Origin of the sequence: Stutzerimonas stutzeri (assembly GCF_002890895.1) — a bacterium.
GTDB lineage: Bacteria > Pseudomonadota > Gammaproteobacteria > Pseudomonadales > Pseudomonadaceae > Stutzerimonas > Stutzerimonas stutzeri_AB.
The window spans coordinates 374,670-392,947 of the sequence record NZ_POUL01000002.1; the positions used below are offsets into that span (position 1 = coordinate 374,670).

Genomic DNA, 18,278 nt, shown 5'->3' on the forward strand with positions numbered 1-18,278 from the left:
ATTGATCCTGTTGATCTCAGATCTTCATCTCGAAGAAAAGCGCCCGGATATCACCCGGGCGTTTCTTCGTTTCCTGGAGACACGTGCAGCCCAGGCCGAGGCGCTATATATCCTTGGCGACTTTTTTGAGGTGTGGGTTGGCGATGACGGCATGTCGCCGTTCCAGCATGAAATAGCCCGAGCGCTGAATGCGCTGAGTCAGGGTGGAACGCGTGTCTACCTGATGCACGGCAACCGGGACTTCATGATCGGTAAGGCGTTCTGTCGCGAGGCCGGGTGCACACTGCTGGCCGATCCGCATATTGCACAGATTGGTGGCGAGCGGGTACTGCTGACCCATGGTGACAGTCTATGCACGCGTGACGAAGGTTATATGCGGTTACGGCGCTGGCTGCGCAATCCGGTCAGCCTCTTCATCCTGCATAATCTTTCCCTCGCCAAGCGTCAGAAGCTGGCGCAGAAACTGCGCTCAAGCAGCAAGGAAGAGACGCGGATGAAGGCCAGCGACATCGTCGACGTGACGCCAGACGAAGTCATCAAGATCATGCAACGTCACAAAGTCCGCACATTGATCCACGGCCACACCCACCGACCAGCAACCCATTCGATACACATCGACGGTCAATCCGCCGTGCGCATCGTGCTGGGCGACTGGGATCGCCAGGGCTGGGCGTTGCAGGTCGACGAGGCAGGCCTTCACCAAGCGCCATTCGACCTGACCTGAACCGTCAAGCGGCGCTCGGTACGCCGCTGTGGAAGCGGAACTCGGAGTCAGGGCTTTCGATCAGTTCGCGCTCACGTTCCCGAACCCGAGCGATGGTTGCATCGATGTCCGCCGCCTCTCCATAGAGATAAGCCAGCTTCAGGTAATCCTGAAAGTGCCTCGCTTCGGACTTTAGCAGCCCGTGGTAGAACCGCCCGAGCTCGTCGTCGAGGTGTGGCACCAGCATCGCAAAACGCTCACAAGAGCGAGCTTCGATGAATGCACCAATCACCAGCGTATCGGTTAGCCGGTAGGGTTCGTGGTTGCGTACCAACTCGCGCAAACCGGCGGCATAACGGGACGAGCCGATATTGCGCAAACCGATTTCGCGCTTGCGGATGATCGAGAGCACCTGCTCGAAATGCCGCAATTCTTCTCTGGCCAAACGCGACATTTTGTTCTGCAAGTCGGGCTTATCGACGTAGCGAAACATCAACTGGAAGGCCGCGCCCGCAGCCTTCTTCTCGCAGTTGCCATGATCAATCAGCATCACGTCCTGGTTCTGCAGCGCAACGTCGACCCACGCCGAAGGTGTCACACAGCCAAGGAATTCATTCAGTTCAGGGAGCATGAGGTCTTGGTATTCATGAAGGAAATGAAAGCGGCGAACCGCATGAAGCCGTTCGCCCGCCGCGCATTATACGAGCCCGGCAATCAACGACCAGCGCTGCTTGATATGGATCAGTGGCTGTCGTGAAACCCTTGTCTATAGTGAAACCGTCCGATCACCCAAACGGAGCCGATCATGCAAGCCATACGCTGCATCCTCGTGGTAATTGACCCGAAACTTTCCGAAAACCTAGCGTTGAAAAGAGCGCGACTGATTTCCAGCGTCAGCCAGTCCCGGTTGCACTTGCTGATCTGCGACGCCAAACAGGACCACAGCAGCTACCTTGAGCGCTTGCGTCAAGAGCTTGAAGACCAGGGCCACGCCGTCACGGCAGGTCAGGCCTGGCATGAGAACCTTCACCAGACCATCATCAGCGTTCAGCAAGCCGAAGGCTGTGGCCTGGTGATCAAACAGCATATTGCCGACAACCCACTGAAACGCGCCCTGCTGACGCCTGATGACTGGAAGCTATTGCGCTATTGCCCGTGCCCGGTCCTGATGGTCAAAACCGAAGCGCCGTGGACGGGCGGCAACATTCTCGCCGCAGTAGATGTTGGCAATGCCGACATCGAGCATCGGACACTTCACTCCAGCATCATCAACTATGGCTACCAGATTGCCTCGCTCGCCGAGGGCACTTTGCATGTGATCAGCGCTCATCCGTCGGCGATGCTGTCCTCCGCTGATCCCGCGTTTCAGCTCAAGGAAACGATAGAAGCCCGCTACCGCAACGCTTGCCGGCAATTTCAGACCGAGTTCGACATACCTGACGGCCAGCTGCACATCGAGGAAGGGCCTGCGGACGCTCTGATCCCTCGCGTTTGCCACCAGCTTCAGGCTGCCGTAACGGTCATCGGTACTGTTGCCCGAACTGGATTCTCCGGAGCCCTGATGGGCAACACTGCAGAGGTAGTGCTCGACACACTGGAAAGTGATGTTCTGGTGCTCAAGCCAGAAGACATCATCGACCACCTTGAAGAGCTCGTGGCCCGCCGCTAGGGCCATCAGCCGAGGTTGGGCAAAACCCTCCTCGGCTATACCCAGCCCTAGCGCGCCATGTCCTGCAGAAACCGGGGGGCAATGTAACGCTGGTAGTGGGCTTCAGACAGGAGAAAGAACTCCCTATCGATCGCATCACGGAGTTCAGGCAAGGACCAATCGCGAAACTCCGGCAGTAGCACGACGCCGTAGGCTTCGAGCTGCTGAATGACCCTCGCGCCCCGTGCGATCAATTGATACGCCCAACAGTAGGCCGACTGGTCTGCAACGAAGCGAATCTGTCGGCTTTCCAGCTGAGAACGCAGCAGCTTCGCATCGAAAACTTCCAGCTTGGCCGCCATCACCTGCGCAAGCAGTACCTCCAGGCGCTGCCAGACCGAGCGTTTGACTTCTTCGCTGTAGCCATTCCAGTTCACCACTTCATGATGAAACCGTTTGCATCCGCGGCAGACGAGATCGCCATAAACAGTGGAGCAAAGGCCGACGCAAGGTGTTTTGATTCGCTGATTGGACATGGCGGGCGATGGATCGATGAACAGCGCCGCATCTTAGACTTTTGTCCAAGCCGGGTCACTGACCAATCCAGGGCACACCTTCAAAAGACGCCCTGCAGCCCGCGGATCACGGGCCTCAGCCGGAACAGCCAGCAACCTCCTGTTAGCGCCGCCACGGCCGCGCCTTGGCGTTTCACTTAACTTTGCGGGCCCGTTCCAGTAGAATCGGCCCGCCGTTTTAGGCGCCACAATCCGCAAGAAGCTGTTTTCAAAGCGTCACGAGCACAGTTAACCGGCTACTCCGCCGGGTGCGCAGATCCCTCTCACCTGCGCGCCCGGTTCTCAACCCGGCGTAAAACTTTGAAAACAGCTTCCGGATGCGCGTCCCGAGACACCCATGGGACCAATGATGAGGGTATAAAACTGTGCTTGAAGCCTATCGCAAACACGTAGAAGAGCGTGCCGCTCAGGGCGTCGTGCCCCAGCCGCTGAACGCCGAGCAGACCGCGGGCCTGGTCGAACTCCTGAAAAACCCGCCTGCCGGCGAAGAACAATTTCTCCTTGATCTGATCACCAACCGCGTTCCTGCGGGCGTGGACGAAGCCGCTTACGTCAAGGCCGGCTTCCTTGCCGCCATCGCCAAAGGCGAAGCCACCTCGCCGCTGATCAGCAAGCAGCACGCCGTTGAGTTGCTGGGCACCATGCAGGGCGGTTACAACATCGTCACGCTGGTCGACCTGCTCGATGACGCCGAACTCTCCGACACCACTGCAGCGCAACTCAAGCACACCCTGCTGATGTTCGATGCTTTCCACGATGTCGCTGAAAAAGCCAAAGCCGGCAATGCCAACGCCAAAGCTGTTCTGCAGTCCTGGGCTGAAGGCGAGTGGTTCAAGAACCGCGCACCCGTTGCCGAGAAGGTCACTCTGACCGTATTCAAGGTCACTGGTGAAACCAACACCGACGACCTGTCCCCGGCACCAGACGCCTGGTCGCGCCCGGACATCCCGCTGCACGCGCTGGCGATGCTGAAAATGGCTCGCGACGGCATCAACCCCGACGCTCCTGGCTCGGTTGGTCCGCTCAAGCAGATGCAAGAGCTGCAAACCAAAGGCTTCCCTGTCGCCTACGTTGGTGACGTGGTCGGCACCGGTTCTTCGCGTAAATCCGCTACCAACTCGGTACTGTGGTTCTTTGGCGATGACATCCCGAACGTGCCGAACAAGCGCGCCGGCGGTTTCTGCTTTGGTACCAAGATCGCGCCGATCTTCTACAACACCATGGAAGACGCCGGCGCACTGCCGATCGAGTTCGATTGCTCCGACCTGGCAATGGGCGACGTAATCGACGTCTACCCGTACAAAGGCGAAGTCCGCCGCCATGGTAGCGATGAGCTGGTCACCACTTTCCAGTTGAAAACTGACGTCCTGCTCGACGAAGTGCGCGCTGGCGGCCGTATTCCGCTGATCATCGGTCGCGGTCTGACCGAGAAAGCACGCGCCGAACTTGGCATGGGTCCGACTGACCTGTTCAAGAAGCCGGAAGCGCCGGCAGAAAGCAACAAGGGCTTCACGCTCGCCCAGAAAATGGTCGGTCGCGCCTGCGGTCTGCCGGAAGGCAAAGGCGTCCGTCCGGGCACCTATTGCGAACCGAAGATGACCACCGTCGGCTCCCAGGACACCACTGGCCCGATGACTCGCGACGAGCTGAAGGACCTGGCTTGCCTCGGCTTCTCTGCCGACCTGGTGATGCAGTCCTTCTGCCACACCGCGGCTTATCCGAAGCCGATCGATGTCACCACTCACCACACCCTGCCGGACTTCATCATGACCCGCGGCGGTGTTTCCCTGCGTCCGGGCGACGGCATCATCCACAGCTGGCTGAACCGCATGCTGCTGCCGGATACTGTCGGTACTGGCGGTGACTCGCACACCCGTTTCCCGATGGGCATCTCCTTCCCGGCCGGTTCCGGTCTGGTCGCCTTTGCCGCAGCCACCGGTGTCATGCCGCTGGACATGCCGGAGTCGGTACTGGTTCGCTTCAAGGGCAAGATGCAGCCTGGCATCACCCTGCGCGACCTGGTTCATGCAATTCCGTATTACGCAATCCAGAAAGGTCTGCTGACCGTAGAGAAGAAAGGCAAGAAGAATATCTTCTCCGGCCGCATTCTCGAGATCGAAGGCCTCAACGAGCTGACCGTAGAACAGGCGTTCGAGCTGTCTGACGCCTCGGCAGAGCGCTCTGCTGCCGGCTGCACCATCAAGCTGCCGGAAGCGGCGATCGCCGAATACCTGCAGTCGAACATCACCCTGCTGCGTTGGATGATCAGCGAAGGCTACGGCGATGCTCGTACTCTGGAGCGTCGCGCACAGGCCATGGAAGCCTGGCTGGCCCAGCCGGAGCTGCTGGCTGCCGATGCGGATGCCGAATACGCCGAGATCATCGAGATCGACCTGTCCGAAGTTACTGAGCCTGTGCTCTGTGCACCGAATGACCCGGACGACGCTCGCCTGCTCTCGACCGTTCAAGGCGAGAAGATCGACGAAGTGTTCATCGGGTCGTGCATGACCAACATTGGTCACTTCCGCGCCGCCGGCAAGTTGCTGGACAAGGTCGAAGGTGCTCTACCGACACGCCTGTGGCTGTCGCCTCCGACCAAGATGGACCAGCATCAGCTGACCGAGGAAGGTTATTACGGCATCTACGGCCGTGCCGGTGCGCGACTGGAAATGCCGGGCTGCTCGCTGTGCATGGGTAACCAGGCACGTGTTGAAACCGGCTCGACAGTCGTCTCCACCTCGACTCGTAACTTCCCCAACCGCCTCGGCGACGCGACCAATGTGTACCTGGCTTCTGCCGAACTGGCAGCTGTTGCTTCGATTCTTGGCCGTCTGCCGACTGTCGAGGAGTACATGGTCTACGCTGCTCAGATCGACACCATGGCGGCTGACGTTTACCGCTACCTGAGCTTCGATCAAATTGCCGAATTCCGCGAGTCTGCGGCGAAGGCAAAGATCGACGTGGTTGCCGTTTGACGCTTCAGTGACAACGCTCAGATCGCAGGCTGTCTAGAGCAGCCTGACGACGAAGCGGTAGATGAGTGAGCGCCCCGACTGGTTCGGGGCGTTTGCTTTTGTGGACCTCATACAACTGCCGGCGCAGCTATGCGACAATAGCGGCACTGTCTGGCATGAACCCCTACCTTTATCCCAACAGCTCGGCCTTGCGCACGAATGCTGCTGCCAACGTACGCCCGCCGGATCAACGCTGAGGGGGATTTGGGCGAACGAGCAACAACGCTCGCTCCAAGCATGCACAAGCCGATACCTAACACTCTGAAACCCGCGAGATAGAGCTTCTTGATTTCTACAGCTAACATCACCATGCAGTTTGGCGCCAAGCCGCTGTTTGAAAACGTCTCCGTCAAATTTGGCAATGGCAATCGCTACGGCCTGATCGGCGCCAACGGGTCCGGCAAATCGACGTTCATGAAAATCCTCGGTGGCGATCTTGAGCCGTCCGCAGGCCAGGTCATGCTCGAACCCAACGTGCGCCTCGGCAAGCTGCGGCAGGATCAGTTCGCCTACGAGGACTTCAATGTCATCGACACGGTGATCATGGGTCATGAGGAACTGTGGAAGGTCAAGGCCGAACGCGAGCGCATCTATTCGCTGCCAGAAATGAGCGAAGACGACGGCATGGCGGTGGCAGAGCTGGAAACCGATTTCGCCGAGATGGACGGTTATACGGCTGAGTCTCGGGCTGGTGAGCTGCTGCTGGGCCTGGGAATTCCTCTGGAACAGCATTTCGGCCCGATGAGCGAGGTCGCCCCCGGCTGGAAACTGCGCGTGTTGCTGGCGCAGGCGCTGTTTTCCGACCCTGAAGTGCTGCTGCTCGACGAACCAACCAACCACTTGGACATTCACACCATCCGCTGGCTGGAAAACATACTCACGGCGCGTAACAGCACCATGATCATCATTTCCCACGACCGCCACTTCCTGAACAGCGTGTGCACGCACATGGCGGACCTGGATTACTGCGAGTTGCGCCTGTTCCCTGGCAACTACGACGAGTACATGACCGCGGCGACCCAATCACGCGAGCAGCTGCTGTCGGACAACGCAAAGAAGAAGGCGCAAATCGCCGAACTGCAGACCTTTGTCAGCCGCTTCTCGGCCAACGCATCCAAGGCCAAGCAGGCGACTTCACGGGCCAAGCAGATCGACAAGATCCAGCTAGCCGAGGTCAAGCCGTCCAGCCGTGTCAGCCCCTTCATCCGGTTCGAGCAAACCAAGAAGCTGCACCGCCAGGCTGTGACCGTGGAGCATGTGGCCAAGGGCTTTGACGGCAAAACGCTGTTCAAGAATTTCAGCTTCACGGTCGAGGCCGGAGAGCGCGTAGCCATTATCGGCCCTAACGGGATTGGCAAGACCACCCTGCTGCGCACGCTGGTTGGCGAGCTGCAACCCGATGCGGGTTCGGTGAAGTGGACCGAGAGCGCCGAACTCGGTTACTACGCTCAGGATCACGCCGATGACTTCGAAGACGATGTCACGCTGTTCGACTGGATGGGTCAATGGACGCAAGGTGGCGAGCAGGTCGTGCGTGGCACGCTCGGTCGCATGTTGTTCTCCAACGACGAAATCCTGAAATCCGTCCGCGTGATATCCGGTGGCGAACAGGGCCGCATGCTCTTCGGCAAGTTGATCTTGAAAAAGCCCAACGTGCTGCTGATGGACGAACCTACGAACCACCTCGATATGGAATCGATCGAGGCGCTCAACCTTGCACTGGAGAACTATCCGGGCACTCTGATCTTCGTCAGCCATGACCGGGAGTTTGTCGGGTCGCTAGCGACCCGCATTATCGAGCTGTCGGCTTCGGGCGTGACCGACTTCAGCGGAACGTACGATGACTACCTGCGCAGCCTCGGCGTGATCTAAAGGTCCGCAACGCACGAAAGCGCCCCGCTAAGCCGGGGCGCTCTTGTATCTGCTGGCGTTGGTTTTATGTACTCCGAACTGCGGCAGGAGTCGATACATGCTCTGGAGATACAGGTAGTCCAGCCACGCGGCCTGATGAACGATAACGATCAGCCAGAACACCAGCTGGAATGAGAATTTACGGGTCTTGTGGCGCAATGCCTGCTGAGCGATCAACGCACCCGGCCAGCCACCCAGCAACTCAACCAGATGCAGGCGGGCCTCGGGTGTACGCCAGCCGCTACGCAGTGCGCTGCGCTTGTCGTGCAGGTAGAGCCCAAAGGCCAACAGGCTACCCAAGAGATAGGCATAGAGCGGCCAGTAGCTACCCTGCACCGCCATACGAAAAAGCCCGAGCGCCGGTAACAGACAGAGCAGAATCAACCCCAGGAGTTTTGGTAGCGGCCAACTTATCGCCCCGTTGCGCCGAGGCCATGCTTGCGACTTGGGCCTTGGTTGGATGCTTCTATTCTGCGCGGACTGGATCGCTACCCCAGGCGGCTTTCGTCGAATGGCTGGCTCGTCTAAAGACAGCCCTGCGTCCAGGCGGATATGCGTGGCGCGCAGGCGTCCGTTCTCGTCCCGTTCACTGATATAGAGTACCCGGTCGCCCTGCACCGGACGCCGAGCGCCATGCATGACCGAAATATGCGCGAAGATTTCCTCGCTACCCTGTTCCGGCCGAATGAAACCGAATCCCTTCTGATCGTTCCAGCTTTTCAGCTGACCGCGTAATTCCATGACAAGTGATCCCGCGGAAAAACCGGGGATTCTAGCCGCTTACCTTTGGCGCTACGAGCAGCTAGCCGCTATCGGGCCTGGGTGTAGCGGCGCTCAAGAAAACCGAGAAGAAGCCTGTTGACCTGCTCGGGCTGCTCGCTCTGTATCCAATGACCACAGTCTTCGACGATGTGCTGCTCAAGGTCCGAAACCCAGCTGGGCATCTTCTGCAGCGTATGGGCTTCCAGAGTACCAACCGGGTCCTTGTCGCCCAGCAGGAAAAGCGCGGGCTGCTCAACCTTTCGCTCGGCTAACGGCGCTGTGCGCTCCCAGTTACGCTCGAAATTGCGATACCAGTTCAGTGCGCCACGAAAGCCACGCCCCTCGAACGTAGCGAGGTAGACGGCGAACGCGTCCAAACCGCACCAGGCTGGGGGCGCGCCCGGGTCTCGCATGCCCTGATAGAGCGAGCTGCCGGCTGGTTTGTCCTGTAGAAAGAAATCCTTGGGGACCGCCGCCGAAGTGTTGTGCATCATCATCCGCAACGTGCGCGGAATGTCCTGATCCAATTCGGTCTCGGCAACACCAGGCTGCTGAAAGTGAAGGATGTAGTTGAACCGATCAGCGAACTGGCTGCGGATGATCTCTATAGCAGGGCGTTTCGGACGACCACCATAGGGCACGGCCATGGCGGCGATCACTCTGACTCGTTGCGGCTCAAGCAAGGCCAGATGCCAGGCGACCGGTGCGCCCCAATCGTGCCCCACCACTGCTACCGAGCGCTGACCAAGCAGGTCCATCGCCGCCTGGATGTCTGCGCAGACGGTCATCAGATCATAGCTGGAGACATCATCCGGAGCGCTGGTCTGCCCGTAGCCGCGCATTTCAGGGACCAACACCCGATATCCCGCCTCCGCCAGCAGCCGTATCTGGTGGCGCCACGAATACCAACTTTCAGGAAACCCGTGCAGCAACCAGACTACAGGCCCATCCAGGGGACCCGCGCTATAGATGCTGAGTGTGATGCCGTTGACTGATAGAAGCTGATGTTCGAACGAGTGCACGTAAGCGCTCCTTGGCTATCTGTTCAAGCGTGCTCAGCCGGCCGCAGTACTCCAGTCGATCAGGCTGAACTGCCAGGTTCCAAGGATGATGATGCCGAAGATGATTCGATACCAGGCAAATGCCGCATAGCTATGGTTGCCTATAAATTTCAGCAAGGCTCTGACAGCCACCATCGCAAAAATGAACGATGTAACAAAGCCGATCGCAAACACCGGCAAATCGGCTGGCTGAAAAAGATCTCGATACTTGTAACCCGAATACACCGCAGCACCGACCATGGTTGGCATGGCCAGGAAGAACGAAAACTCCGTGGCTGCCTTACGGGACAGCCCGAACAACAGTCCACCGATGATCGTTGCACCCGAACGGGAGGTGCCGGGAATGAGTGCCAAGCACTGTGCAAAACCCACCTTCAGGGCCTGGCTCCAGTGCATGTCATCAACCGTTTCGGCCTGCACTTCATGCGCTCGCTTTTCAGCCCAGAGCATCACTACGCCGCCAATTACCAGTGCGGCAGCTACCGTGATCGGGTTAAACAGGAACTCATGGATGAGATCAGCGAAGGTGACACCAAGCACCACCGCCGGAAAAAACGCGACCAGCAGGTTCCCGGTAAACTTCTGGGCCTGCTTCTGTTTCGGCAGGCCGACCACCACGTCGACTATCTTGCGCCGGTACTCCCATACAACCGCCAGGATCGCACCTAGCTGAATAATGATGTTGAAAGCCAGCGCTCTTTCCCCGCCGAAACCGATCAGGTCCGCGACGATGATCTGGTGCCCGGTGCTGGATATCGGCAGAAACTCCGTGATGCCTTCCACTACCCCTAGAAGCAACGCCTGAAAGGCAATCCATAGGTCCATCTATTTCCCCAATTTAACGCTGGATTTTATCGCGGCTGAATATGCCACAAAGGTATATGTCAGATAGCCATCTGAGCGCTGTTCTGACTCGCTTGAGCCAAGTAAATTCATTGGTGAACGCGGCCACACTCATCTTTTTCAACTGACAGCCGAAACGCTATTCATGAGCCATGACCAAAACCGCTGCCTTAACTGTTTTTCAGGGCAGACCGTGTCGCCGCGCTCCACTCCCAATTCGAATAATAAAAACACAAGACATTAACAGGAGCTTACAACCCTATGAATCTGCTAAGAAACTTCCCGATTAGCAAGCGCCTCTGGCTGATTCCGCTGGTAGCGGTGGTCATGCTCTTCGTGCTTGGCCTGCTGATGATCCAGCAGGTGCGTAGCGACTTGTACAAAGGCAAGCAGGTCATGACGCAAAACATCGTCGAGACCGCGCGAGGAGTACTGACCTATTACCAGCAGCTCGAAGCCAACGGGAGCATGACGACGGCCGAGGCACAGAAAGCCGCAATGGATCAGGTTCGTCTGATTCGCTATGGCCAGAGCGACTATTTCTGGATCAATGACATGCAGCCCGTCATGGTCATGCATCCGATGAAACCCGAGCTTGAGGGCCAGAATCTGTCCAAGGTTAAGGATCCGAACGGCAAAGAACTGTTCAACGAGATGGTCAAGATTGCCCAACTCAAAGGTGCCGGCCTGGTTGACTATCAATGGGCGAAGCCCGGCGAGAAAGACCCCGTACCGAAGATCTCCTATGTCGAGCTGTTCAAGCCATGGGGCTGGATCATAGGTTCAGGGATCTACGTCGACGACGTCGAAGCGGAGTTCCAGAATTATCTCGTCCGTTTTTCGATCATCGGCTTGGCAATCGCTGCGCTGATGGCGGTGCTGGTCGCCATTCTCATCCGCAGTATCACCCAGCCGTTGCGCCACTCCATGCAGGCGATGGCCAACATCGCCAGCGGCGAAGCCGACCTGACGCGCAACCTCGACGTGTCGGGCAACGACGAATTGACCACACTTAGCCGCGACTTCAACACCTTCACGGCCAAGCTTCGTTCGGTGATCGGGCAACTGTTTGAAACCTCTGGCGCACTGGAAACCTCCTCTAATGCACTCGGCGGTCTGGCCGGACAGGCGCACAAGCAGAGTCAGCAACAGTCGCAACAAATGGAGCTGGTTGCCACAGCCGTCAACGAGGTCACCTATGCTGTTCAGGAAGTGGCGAAGAATGCTGAACAGGCATCCAACGAAGTAGGTGACGCGGAGAAACAGGCAGGCTTGGGGCAACGAAATATCGAAGCCAGCTTGCAGCAGATCGACCAGCTCTCAACCACCATCAACGAAGCGGTCGGGGTCATCCAGTCGTTAGCTGACGAGACCACCAAGATCGGATCGGTTCTCGAGGTTATCGGGTCGATCGCCGATCAGACCAACCTCCTCGCACTAAACGCCGCGATCGAGGCAGCCCGCGCAGGTGAGCAAGGTCGAGGCTTCGCAGTGGTGGCCGACGAGGTTCGCCTGCTTGCGCAACGCACCCAGACCTCAACGGCCGAGATTCACACAATGATCGAACGCCTGCAGAAGAACTCAGGTGCAGCCGTCACGGTGATCATGGAAAGCAGCCGAGCTTCCCAGGCCACCGTGGAGCAAGCGAGTCAGGCCGGGGCAAGCCTTGGCCAAATTGCCCAGGCACTGCGCAACCTATCGGGATTAAACGCGTCGATAGCCAGCGCTACATTGCAACAAACGCACGTGGTCGAAGACATCAACCAGAATGTCACTCAGGCAGCTGGGTTGGCGCAACAAAGTACACAGGCCGCCGAGCAGTCGAGCGCGGCAGGAGAGCGGCTCGGTGAGCTAGCCGAGCAGTTGAATCGCCTGCTCAGGCAGTTCAAGGTCTGACTACGCAGAATTAGCGCAGCGCTTTGTATACATCGGCCAGATCCAGAACTTGGATCTGGCCGTTTTGTTTTTTACTCCGGTTGCGGCTCTTCGCCACACCCGAAACAACATTAAACGCAGGTTTGAACCGGAATCTACATGTGCCACCTGAAACTAGCTCAACTAAAACAATAACTTAGCTTGCAATTAAGCCGAGAGTGCAAGCTGCAGCTAATGCTAGACCTTTGGCTAATTGCAAAAAAAACCGTAAAACACGAAACAGCCCTGTGACTTATCGGTCCTCTGTGTACATCAATGGATATGTAAGGCCAACGCCGACAGCTTGGCGGCAGGCTCATATCCGATTTTTGGTTATCACATAGAGAGACATGCCTGATGAACAGCCCGCTTCGCTTTAACGACGCCCTCCTGATTACTGACCGTGCGTTCAAACCATTCCAGTGCGTGGCCTGGACGCTGCTCGAAGGCAACGGCGAGCTCAGTATCACAGTTCTGGATGGCAGCGAATCGCGCACCGTCGGTCATTGCAAACTGGCTAGCCATGTCTACTCCGACCCGATCAAGCTCGGCCAGTCACTGGAGCAGGCACGCGCCGACCTGAGTCGCCAAGGCGTACATTTGGCTCCTTGGCACATGCCCGAATAAAACTGTCCGCGTTTAGATGAAGCCCGGCTGCGCAAGCGCCGGGCCTTTTTGCTTTCAAGTGCCTGATCCGCGCAGGTGCTCCGCTGAGCAGACGGACCCATTCGGGTATTCGACGGTCCCAGCAATAAGCCAATAAACAAGGAGCAGCCCATGAAAGGTGCAGAAGCCTACGTCAATGATCAATGGCATAGCAGCGGTCTGGCCAATCTGCCGGAGGGTGAACAAGGCCATTGCATCACCCTCAAGTTCATCATTCCCCGCGATACGCAGACCACCGGGTTGATCACACATGTCTGCGATGTAGCGGAGCAGCATCTGAGCGACTTCTACAAGGGTCGTCAGGTGACGCACAAACCGGTACAGGGCTCGGTAGTGGGCGATGGCAGCGGCGATGGGATCAATCTGATCTTCGACATTGCACCTGCGAAATGATCAATATCTGCGGACCAAGAGGATGACATCGGCAGTCCTTGGCCTTGATGAAGCCAGACGAATCTGCGAAATGGCGTTCTTACCCTGTCATGCAGTCACCCGAGCCGACCACACGGGACGGCAGCTTCTCGCTAAGCGTAACCAGTGCGGCAGGTGACGAAGCTCTATCAATCCTACATATCGCGCGATCTTAGTATGCAGACCCGGCCCACTTGGCCGGTTTGCTGGAGGCTGCCCGACTCGAATTGAGCAAGGATGGCGTGAAATTGAGTGCATGGTCCATGCCTGCACAGCCTGGGATTACTGACTGAGCATGACTCAACGGCGCCGAACAGTGAGTATCGGAGCCGGACGGAGCCAATATTCCCGCGATCAGCTGCTGCAATGATCTCGCTGGAGGCGCCGCTACTGACAGGCGGCACGGCATTGGCAGCAAAAATGGAAACAACATTGCTGTTCATGCTGCGCCGTTATGCGAGCCAGAACCCCTGTCGTCCGTGCCGGTCTGTTATTGAGACACAGCGCTTGTGTCAGCACCCTTCTCGTTCGAACCCAGGAGCGCTTATATGATCGGAGACTATTCCTCGATAAATGACCATCTGGAAAGTGCACGACGGCTGGCGGACAGCGCCGAAACAAAGGCGGATCCGGCGATCTATCGCGAGGCAATCGACGAACTTGTAGCCGCGATACGGCTGTTGATGCGTAACAGCCAGGAAAGCGAAGACTGACACCGGCCTCGCCCAGCAAGTCGCCACCAACCACCAGGACAGCCTGGCTGCATTCAACGCACAATCATTGACGCAGCTGGGCTTAGAACGCCGGGCAGAGGCCCTTTCAGGAGCATGCATGCTGATCGATCAGGGCAGCGGGAAGGCTCCGCAATTGGCGGAGGGCGTTCGCCCGCAGCCGGCGGATGAAATACCGGATACCGGCACGGCCCTCTGCCCTGAGCTACCTACCGATCTGCACTACGTGGACGATCACGGGCCAGGCATCAGCCGCCGAAAGCTCAGAGGTAAATTTGCTTATTTCCTGCCGTCGGGCGAGCGCATCCTTGATGTGCAGGAAATAGCCCGCATCAATAAGCTGGCCATCCCGCCCGCTTATTCCGACGTCTGGATATGCCCGGATCCTCAAGGCCATATGCAGGCGACTGGACGCGATGCTCGCGGTCGCAAGCAATATCGTTATCACCCTCGCTGGCGTGAGATCCGCGACAGCAGCAAGTATGAACGTGTCCTGTTATTCGGTTCTGCCCTGCCGCGTATGCGAGAGCGCCTGCAGCAGCAGTTGTCTTTGCATGGCATGCCAAGGGAAAAGGTAATGGCGCTGCTGGTGCAGTTGCTCGAATCGACCCTGATCCGTGTTGGCAACTCGCGATACGCAAAAGAAAACCGCTCTTATGGACTGACCACACTGCGAACCCGTCATGTCGATGTACGGGGCGCTGCGATCCGTTTTCAGTTCCGAGGCAAAAGCGGTGTAGAGCATCGCGTGACACTAAAGAACCAACGCCTGGCGCGCATCATCCGGCGCTGCATGGAGTTGCCAGGTCAGCATTTGTTTCAGTACCTGGACGAGCATGGTGTGCGTCGGCCAGTCAGCTCCAGTGACGTTAACGCATTCATACAGGAGATGACCGGGGGCGACTTTACCGCCAAGGACTATCGTACCTGGGCAGGGAGTGCCTTGGCGCTGGAATACCTGCGCAAGCGTGAATGGCAACCGGACACCGTGGCGCGCCGCAATCTGGTCGATGTGGTTTCCCAGATTTCTCGCCAACTCGGTAATACGCCCGCCGTGTGTCGCCAGTGCTACATCCACCCTGACGTGCTTGACGCCTTCGTCGCTGGCGAACTGGCGCAACTGAGCAAGGCGAGAAAGCGCAAGTGGATGAGCAGTGAAGAAGTCACTTTGCTGAAATTTCTAAGCGCCCGCACGAAGGCCTAGCGGTACAGCGTCACCTGATTGCGCCCTGCGGCTTTTGATGAATACAGGGCGTTGTCTGCGCGCTCAATCAGTTGCGCGTAACCACTGGTTGGCTGGCTAAGGTCCGCAATTCCCAAACTGACGGTGAAGCGAATGCTATGCCCGTCGTAGACGACCTCATGGGCCTCAATGGTTTGCCGTAACCGTTCAGCAAAGGTCACTGCGCCCTCGCTGTCGGTGTCCGGCAGCAGTACCACGAACTCCTCACCGCCGTAGCGTCCGGCAATATCCGCGTCGCGCATGCACTGCCGAACAAGCTCGGCAGTTTGCTGGATCACGGCATCGCCGGCCTGATGGCCGTAACTGTCGTTGATCTTCTTGAAGTGGTCGATATCGAACATGACCAGCGCAGCGATGCGCTCATAGCGAAGATGTCGCGCATAGTCCTGACGCAGCATCTCCTCCCAATGGCCTCGATTAAACAAACCTGTCAGGCGGTCGGTGCTGGATAGGCGCTGCAGTTCCTGATTCGCCGCTTGCAACTGGCGACGGTTGGTAGCCACATCGGTTACGTCATAGATGATCAGGCAGATCTGTTCGATTCTGCCGTTGAGCGCCTTCAATGGCATCAAAGTGGTGTTCTGGTACATGAAATCTTCCAGTCCGGTAATCGGCTGGTAGTTTTTGAATCGCAACAGATACGGCCGCTGCTCCCAGATGGTGAACGACGGCGTCCCGAGCGTAGCGACGTTCTCCACCTTACGGCGAAACCAGTGCTCGTCGACTTCAGGAAACAGCTCAAAGAAAGTTTTCTTGCGCGCCTCTTCAGGCAACCGTCCGGAGCGGTTCTCCATGAACGTATTCCAGACATCGATGCGATACTCGCGGTCAAGCACCACGACACCCACGTCGATACTCTGGACGATGGCCAGTAACCAGTGGAGTTCGCTTAGATCGTTCGGCTCGGACATGTTCAGCTCATCAACGGGACGAGTTTGCGTGACAGCAGCTCAACCGAGTCTTCGGTGAACAGCAAGAGCAGGTCGAAATGGATGTCATGACCTTCTAGGCTGTAGCTGATTTCAACCGCCAAGGTGTTTTTCCAGCGTTTACGGTTGAGACGTATCAGTTCGTCGATTGAAGCATGCTGGCCCAGCACCTGCGGGTGCCCTTGAGAAAAAACCACATCGATCTGGTCTGCTATACCGCTCAGACATGCGCTGATCAGAAGACTGGAAAGATCGAGCAGCATCTCCAGTTCGAGGTAATCATCGGCGCGCATCAGACGCGCCATGTCGGCAATCTCGGAATCGTGGAATATCAGCAGTGCCTCGCCGGCGATGCCGCCGCCGATATAACCCTGGCACACCGCCGACAGCTTGTCGCCTTGAGCGGCATCAGCCAGCGCCATGTGCAATTCGCCGACTTCGAGGATGTTCACATTGGGGATGGGCAGCTGCACGAACACCCCTAGCACCTTGGCGAGCAATGCCGCCGCTCGCCCCATCGCTACGTTAACCACCTCACGGAAGGCATCGCGGAACGCAACCGGACCGGCGTTTCGCTCTCCGAGCGCCGAAAATTCGCTGCCGACAACCCCAAGCCCCGCCAGGGTCTGCTGCAAATGTACGGGATCGGCAGGCTTGCGAATGAATGCCAGCGCCCCCAATTCCAGCACCCGGCGGACGGCCTCTTCCTGGACGTCCGCCGAGATCACGATGACCTTGCATTCCAGCTGCTCGTGGCGAAGGGCTGCCAGCAACCCATAGCCGTCCATGTCTGGCATGGTCAGATCGAGCAGCAAGACATCAATGTCCCCTTCACGAATTCTTTCAAGCGCCTCGCGACCACTGGCAGCCTGAGAAATATCCAGCGGCCACTCAGCCGGCAGTGCGCGCAGCAATTGCTTGCGCGCCAGGCTGGAATCATCGCAAATCAAAAGGGAAACGGCAGACATGCAGCGCTCGCTCACTTGGCCAGGCCTCTGGATCCTGGACAGCTTATCTCAGCTAGCGGGCGCTGTGGGGACGACGCGAAAAGATAGTAGCAATCAGCCATCAAGCTGACCGAAACAGCCACCGTTTAGGCCGTTACTACTCAATAATAGGCATTGTCGCGGTTGGTGTGGTCGGTCACATCACGCACGCCCTTCAGTTCCGGGATCCTTTCCAGCAAGGTTTTTTCAATACCTTCCTTGAGCGTTACATCAGCCTGACCGCAACCTTGGCACCCACCTCCGAACTGCAGCACTGCCACGCCTTCGTCCACCACATCGATCAAAGTCACCTGCCCGCCATGGCTGGCAAGTCCGGGATTGATTTCGGTCTGCAGGTAATAATTGATGCGATCATTGAGCGGGCTGTCTTCATTGACCATCGGCAGCTTGGCGTTGGGTGCCTTGATAGTCAGCTGTCCGCCCATGCGGTCAGTGGCGTAATCAACCAGGGCGTCTTCCAGGAAGGGTTCGCTGGTGCCGTCGATCCAGGCGGTAAAGCTCTTAAGAGAGACCGCGATGTCGTCCGGCTTTTCCTCGCCCGGTTTGCAATAGGCGATGCAGGTTTCAGCGTAAGGCGTGCCTGGCTGAGTGATAAAGACCCGGATACCGATCCCGGTAGTGTTCTGCTTTTCAAGCAGGTCGGCCAGGTAATCGTGTGCAGCTTCGGTAATGGTAATGGCGCTCATGGGAACTCCTCTCATACATGCCCGGCAGTGTACGCCAACCACCGCCCCGGATAAAGTCCTAGTGTTTTAGTAGGACTTACCTGCCTACGCATAGGCCTGTCGCTTACGAGCACCTTATCAACATGAGCGCTGCTCATGTAAATCAGCTAGTGATCAAAAAGGGTGCAGCTTTGC

17 protein-coding genes are annotated in these 18,278 nt (G+C 57.7%); 9 read left to right on the forward strand and 8 right to left on the reverse strand.

From position 1 onward, the window contains the following. The first annotated feature begins 1 nt into the window (after position 1). On the forward strand, positions 2 to 724 hold the full coding sequence (gene lpxH / locus CXK96_RS04595; RefSeq protein WP_102835309.1) for a UDP-2,3-diacylglucosamine diphosphatase: 723 nt from the start codon (positions 2 to 4) through the stop codon (positions 722 to 724). Between the two features lie 4 nt (positions 725 to 728). Here the strand turns inward: lpxH and CXK96_RS04600 are convergent, their stop codons facing one another. Then, positions 729 to 1,334: a tRNA-(ms[2]io[6]A)-hydroxylase gene (locus tag CXK96_RS04600; protein WP_102835310.1), complete on the reverse strand. Its 606-nt coding sequence runs from the start codon at positions 1,332 to 1,334 to the stop codon at positions 729 to 731. A 174-nt stretch (positions 1,335 to 1,508) separates the two neighbouring features. On the opposite strand from CXK96_RS04600, the gene CXK96_RS04605 reads away from it, so the two are divergent. Beyond that, positions 1,509 to 2,372, forward strand: coding sequence for a universal stress protein (locus CXK96_RS04605; RefSeq protein ID WP_102835311.1), 864 nt, complete (start codon positions 1,509 to 1,511; stop codon positions 2,370 to 2,372). 47 nt (positions 2,373 to 2,419) lie between these two features. Here CXK96_RS04605 and CXK96_RS04610 read toward each other — a convergent pair whose 3' ends face one another. Beyond that, positions 2,420 to 2,887 (reverse strand): DUF1289 domain-containing protein, encoded by a 468-nt coding sequence (locus tag CXK96_RS04610; protein WP_102835312.1) that lies wholly within the window; start codon positions 2,885 to 2,887, stop codon positions 2,420 to 2,422. 404 nt (positions 2,888 to 3,291) lie between these two features. Between CXK96_RS04610 and acnB the strand changes: the two genes are divergently transcribed. Together acnB and CXK96_RS04620 are read left to right on the forward strand one after the other, a co-directional pair. After that, positions 3,292 to 5,901, forward strand: a complete 2,610-nt coding sequence (gene acnB, locus CXK96_RS04615) for a bifunctional aconitate hydratase 2/2-methylisocitrate dehydratase (RefSeq protein WP_102835313.1) — start codon at positions 3,292 to 3,294, stop codon at positions 5,899 to 5,901. Positions 5,902 to 6,225: 324 nt separating this feature from the next. Next, positions 6,226 to 7,812 carry an ABC-F family ATPase gene (locus CXK96_RS04620; RefSeq protein ID WP_102835314.1) on the forward strand — a complete coding sequence of 529 codons (1,587 nt, stop codon included), beginning with the start codon at positions 6,226 to 6,228 and terminating at the stop codon, positions 7,810 to 7,812. A gap of 27 nt (positions 7,813 to 7,839) precedes the next feature. Here CXK96_RS04620 and CXK96_RS04625 read toward each other — a convergent pair whose 3' ends face one another. The 3 genes from CXK96_RS04625 to CXK96_RS04635 form a co-directional block, all read right to left on the reverse strand. Next, complete coding sequence (locus CXK96_RS04625) at positions 7,840 to 8,592, reverse strand: DUF1294 domain-containing protein (RefSeq protein ID WP_102835315.1); 753 nt, start codon at positions 8,590 to 8,592, stop codon at positions 7,840 to 7,842. Positions 8,593 to 8,660: 68 nt separating this feature from the next. Beyond that, the gene (locus tag CXK96_RS04630) at positions 8,661 to 9,635 is read right to left on the reverse strand and encodes an alpha/beta fold hydrolase (protein WP_102835316.1); all 975 of its coding nucleotides are present in this window, start codon (positions 9,633 to 9,635) and stop codon (positions 8,661 to 8,663) included. Positions 9,636 to 9,668: 33 nt separating this feature from the next. Beyond that, positions 9,669 to 10,499 (reverse strand): undecaprenyl-diphosphate phosphatase, encoded by an 831-nt coding sequence (locus tag CXK96_RS04635; RefSeq protein ID WP_102835317.1) that lies wholly within the window; start codon positions 10,497 to 10,499, stop codon positions 9,669 to 9,671. 279 nt (positions 10,500 to 10,778) lie between these two features. Between CXK96_RS04635 and CXK96_RS04640 the strand changes: the two genes are divergently transcribed. The 5 genes from CXK96_RS04640 to CXK96_RS04660 all read left to right on the forward strand — a co-directional run bounded on the left by CXK96_RS04640 (position 10,779) and on the right by CXK96_RS04660 (position 15,443). Then, on the forward strand, positions 10,779 to 12,413 hold the full coding sequence (locus CXK96_RS04640; protein ID WP_102835318.1) for a methyl-accepting chemotaxis protein: 1,635 nt from the start codon (positions 10,779 to 10,781) through the stop codon (positions 12,411 to 12,413). A gap of 375 nt (positions 12,414 to 12,788) precedes the next feature. Then, positions 12,789 to 13,058 (forward strand): hypothetical protein, encoded by a 270-nt coding sequence (locus tag CXK96_RS04645; RefSeq protein ID WP_102835319.1) that lies wholly within the window; start codon positions 12,789 to 12,791, stop codon positions 13,056 to 13,058. A 150-nt stretch (positions 13,059 to 13,208) separates the two neighbouring features. Then, positions 13,209 to 13,490 carry a hypothetical protein gene (locus tag CXK96_RS04650; protein ID WP_102835320.1) on the forward strand — a complete coding sequence of 94 codons (282 nt, stop codon included), beginning with the start codon at positions 13,209 to 13,211 and terminating at the stop codon, positions 13,488 to 13,490. A 566-nt stretch (positions 13,491 to 14,056) separates the two neighbouring features. Further along, entirely contained in the window at positions 14,057 to 14,221 is a 165-nt protein-coding gene (locus tag CXK96_RS20725) for a hypothetical protein (RefSeq protein ID WP_164863208.1), read from the forward strand. 118 nt (positions 14,222 to 14,339) lie between these two features. After that, positions 14,340 to 15,443, forward strand: a complete 1,104-nt coding sequence (locus CXK96_RS04660; RefSeq protein ID WP_102835321.1) for a DNA topoisomerase IB — start codon at positions 14,340 to 14,342, stop codon at positions 15,441 to 15,443. On the opposite strand, the gene CXK96_RS04665 is transcribed toward CXK96_RS04660, so the two are convergent. From CXK96_RS04665 to nfuA, 3 genes are all read right to left on the reverse strand, one after another. Further along, positions 15,440 to 16,393 (reverse strand): sensor domain-containing diguanylate cyclase, encoded by a 954-nt coding sequence (locus CXK96_RS04665; RefSeq protein ID WP_102835322.1) that lies wholly within the window; start codon positions 16,391 to 16,393, stop codon positions 15,440 to 15,442. The genes CXK96_RS04660 and CXK96_RS04665 overlap by 4 nt on opposite strands. A gap of 2 nt (positions 16,394 to 16,395) precedes the next feature. Then, positions 16,396 to 17,379, reverse strand: coding sequence for a response regulator (locus CXK96_RS04670; protein ID WP_102835323.1), 984 nt, complete (start codon positions 17,377 to 17,379; stop codon positions 16,396 to 16,398). Between the two features lie 140 nt (positions 17,380 to 17,519). Then, entirely contained in the window at positions 17,520 to 18,104 is a 585-nt protein-coding gene (nfuA, locus tag CXK96_RS04675) for a Fe-S biogenesis protein NfuA (protein WP_102835324.1), read from the reverse strand. Between the last annotated feature and the right edge of the window lie 174 nt (positions 18,105 to 18,278).

Bases quoted from the DNA above. Each gene is read 5' to 3' on its own strand.
- CXK96_RS04625 (WP_102835315.1), bottom strand. From the start codon at position 8,592: ATGGAATTACGCGGTCAGCTGAAAAGCTGGAACGATCAGAAGGGATTC.
- CXK96_RS04650 (WP_102835320.1), top strand. From the start codon at position 13,209: ATGAAAGGTGCAGAAGCCTACGTCAATGATCAATGGCATAGCAGCGGT.
- CXK96_RS04635 (WP_102835317.1), bottom strand. From the start codon at position 10,499: ATGGACCTATGGATTGCCTTTCAGGCGTTGCTTCTAGGGGTAGTGGAA.
- CXK96_RS04605 (WP_102835311.1), top strand. From the start codon at position 1,509: ATGCAAGCCATACGCTGCATCCTCGTGGTAATTGACCCGAAACTTTCC.
- CXK96_RS04665 (WP_102835322.1), bottom strand. From the start codon at position 16,393: ATGTCCGAGCCGAACGATCTAAGCGAACTCCACTGGTTACTGGCCATC.
- nfuA (WP_102835324.1), bottom strand. From the start codon at position 18,104: ATGAGCGCCATTACCATTACCGAAGCTGCACACGATTACCTGGCCGAC.
- CXK96_RS20725 (WP_164863208.1), top strand. From the start codon at position 14,057: ATGATCGGAGACTATTCCTCGATAAATGACCATCTGGAAAGTGCACGA.
- CXK96_RS04640 (WP_102835318.1), top strand. From the start codon at position 10,779: ATGAATCTGCTAAGAAACTTCCCGATTAGCAAGCGCCTCTGGCTGATT.
- CXK96_RS04610 (WP_102835312.1), bottom strand. From the start codon at position 2,887: ATGTCCAATCAGCGAATCAAAACACCTTGCGTCGGCCTTTGCTCCACT.
- CXK96_RS04670 (WP_102835323.1), bottom strand. From the start codon at position 17,379: ATGTCTGCCGTTTCCCTTTTGATTTGCGATGATTCCAGCCTGGCGCGC.
- CXK96_RS04645 (WP_102835319.1), top strand. From the start codon at position 12,789: ATGAACAGCCCGCTTCGCTTTAACGACGCCCTCCTGATTACTGACCGT.
- CXK96_RS04600 (WP_102835310.1), bottom strand. From the start codon at position 1,334: ATGCTCCCTGAACTGAATGAATTCCTTGGCTGTGTGACACCTTCGGCG.
- CXK96_RS04660 (WP_102835321.1), top strand. From the start codon at position 14,340: ATGCTGATCGATCAGGGCAGCGGGAAGGCTCCGCAATTGGCGGAGGGC.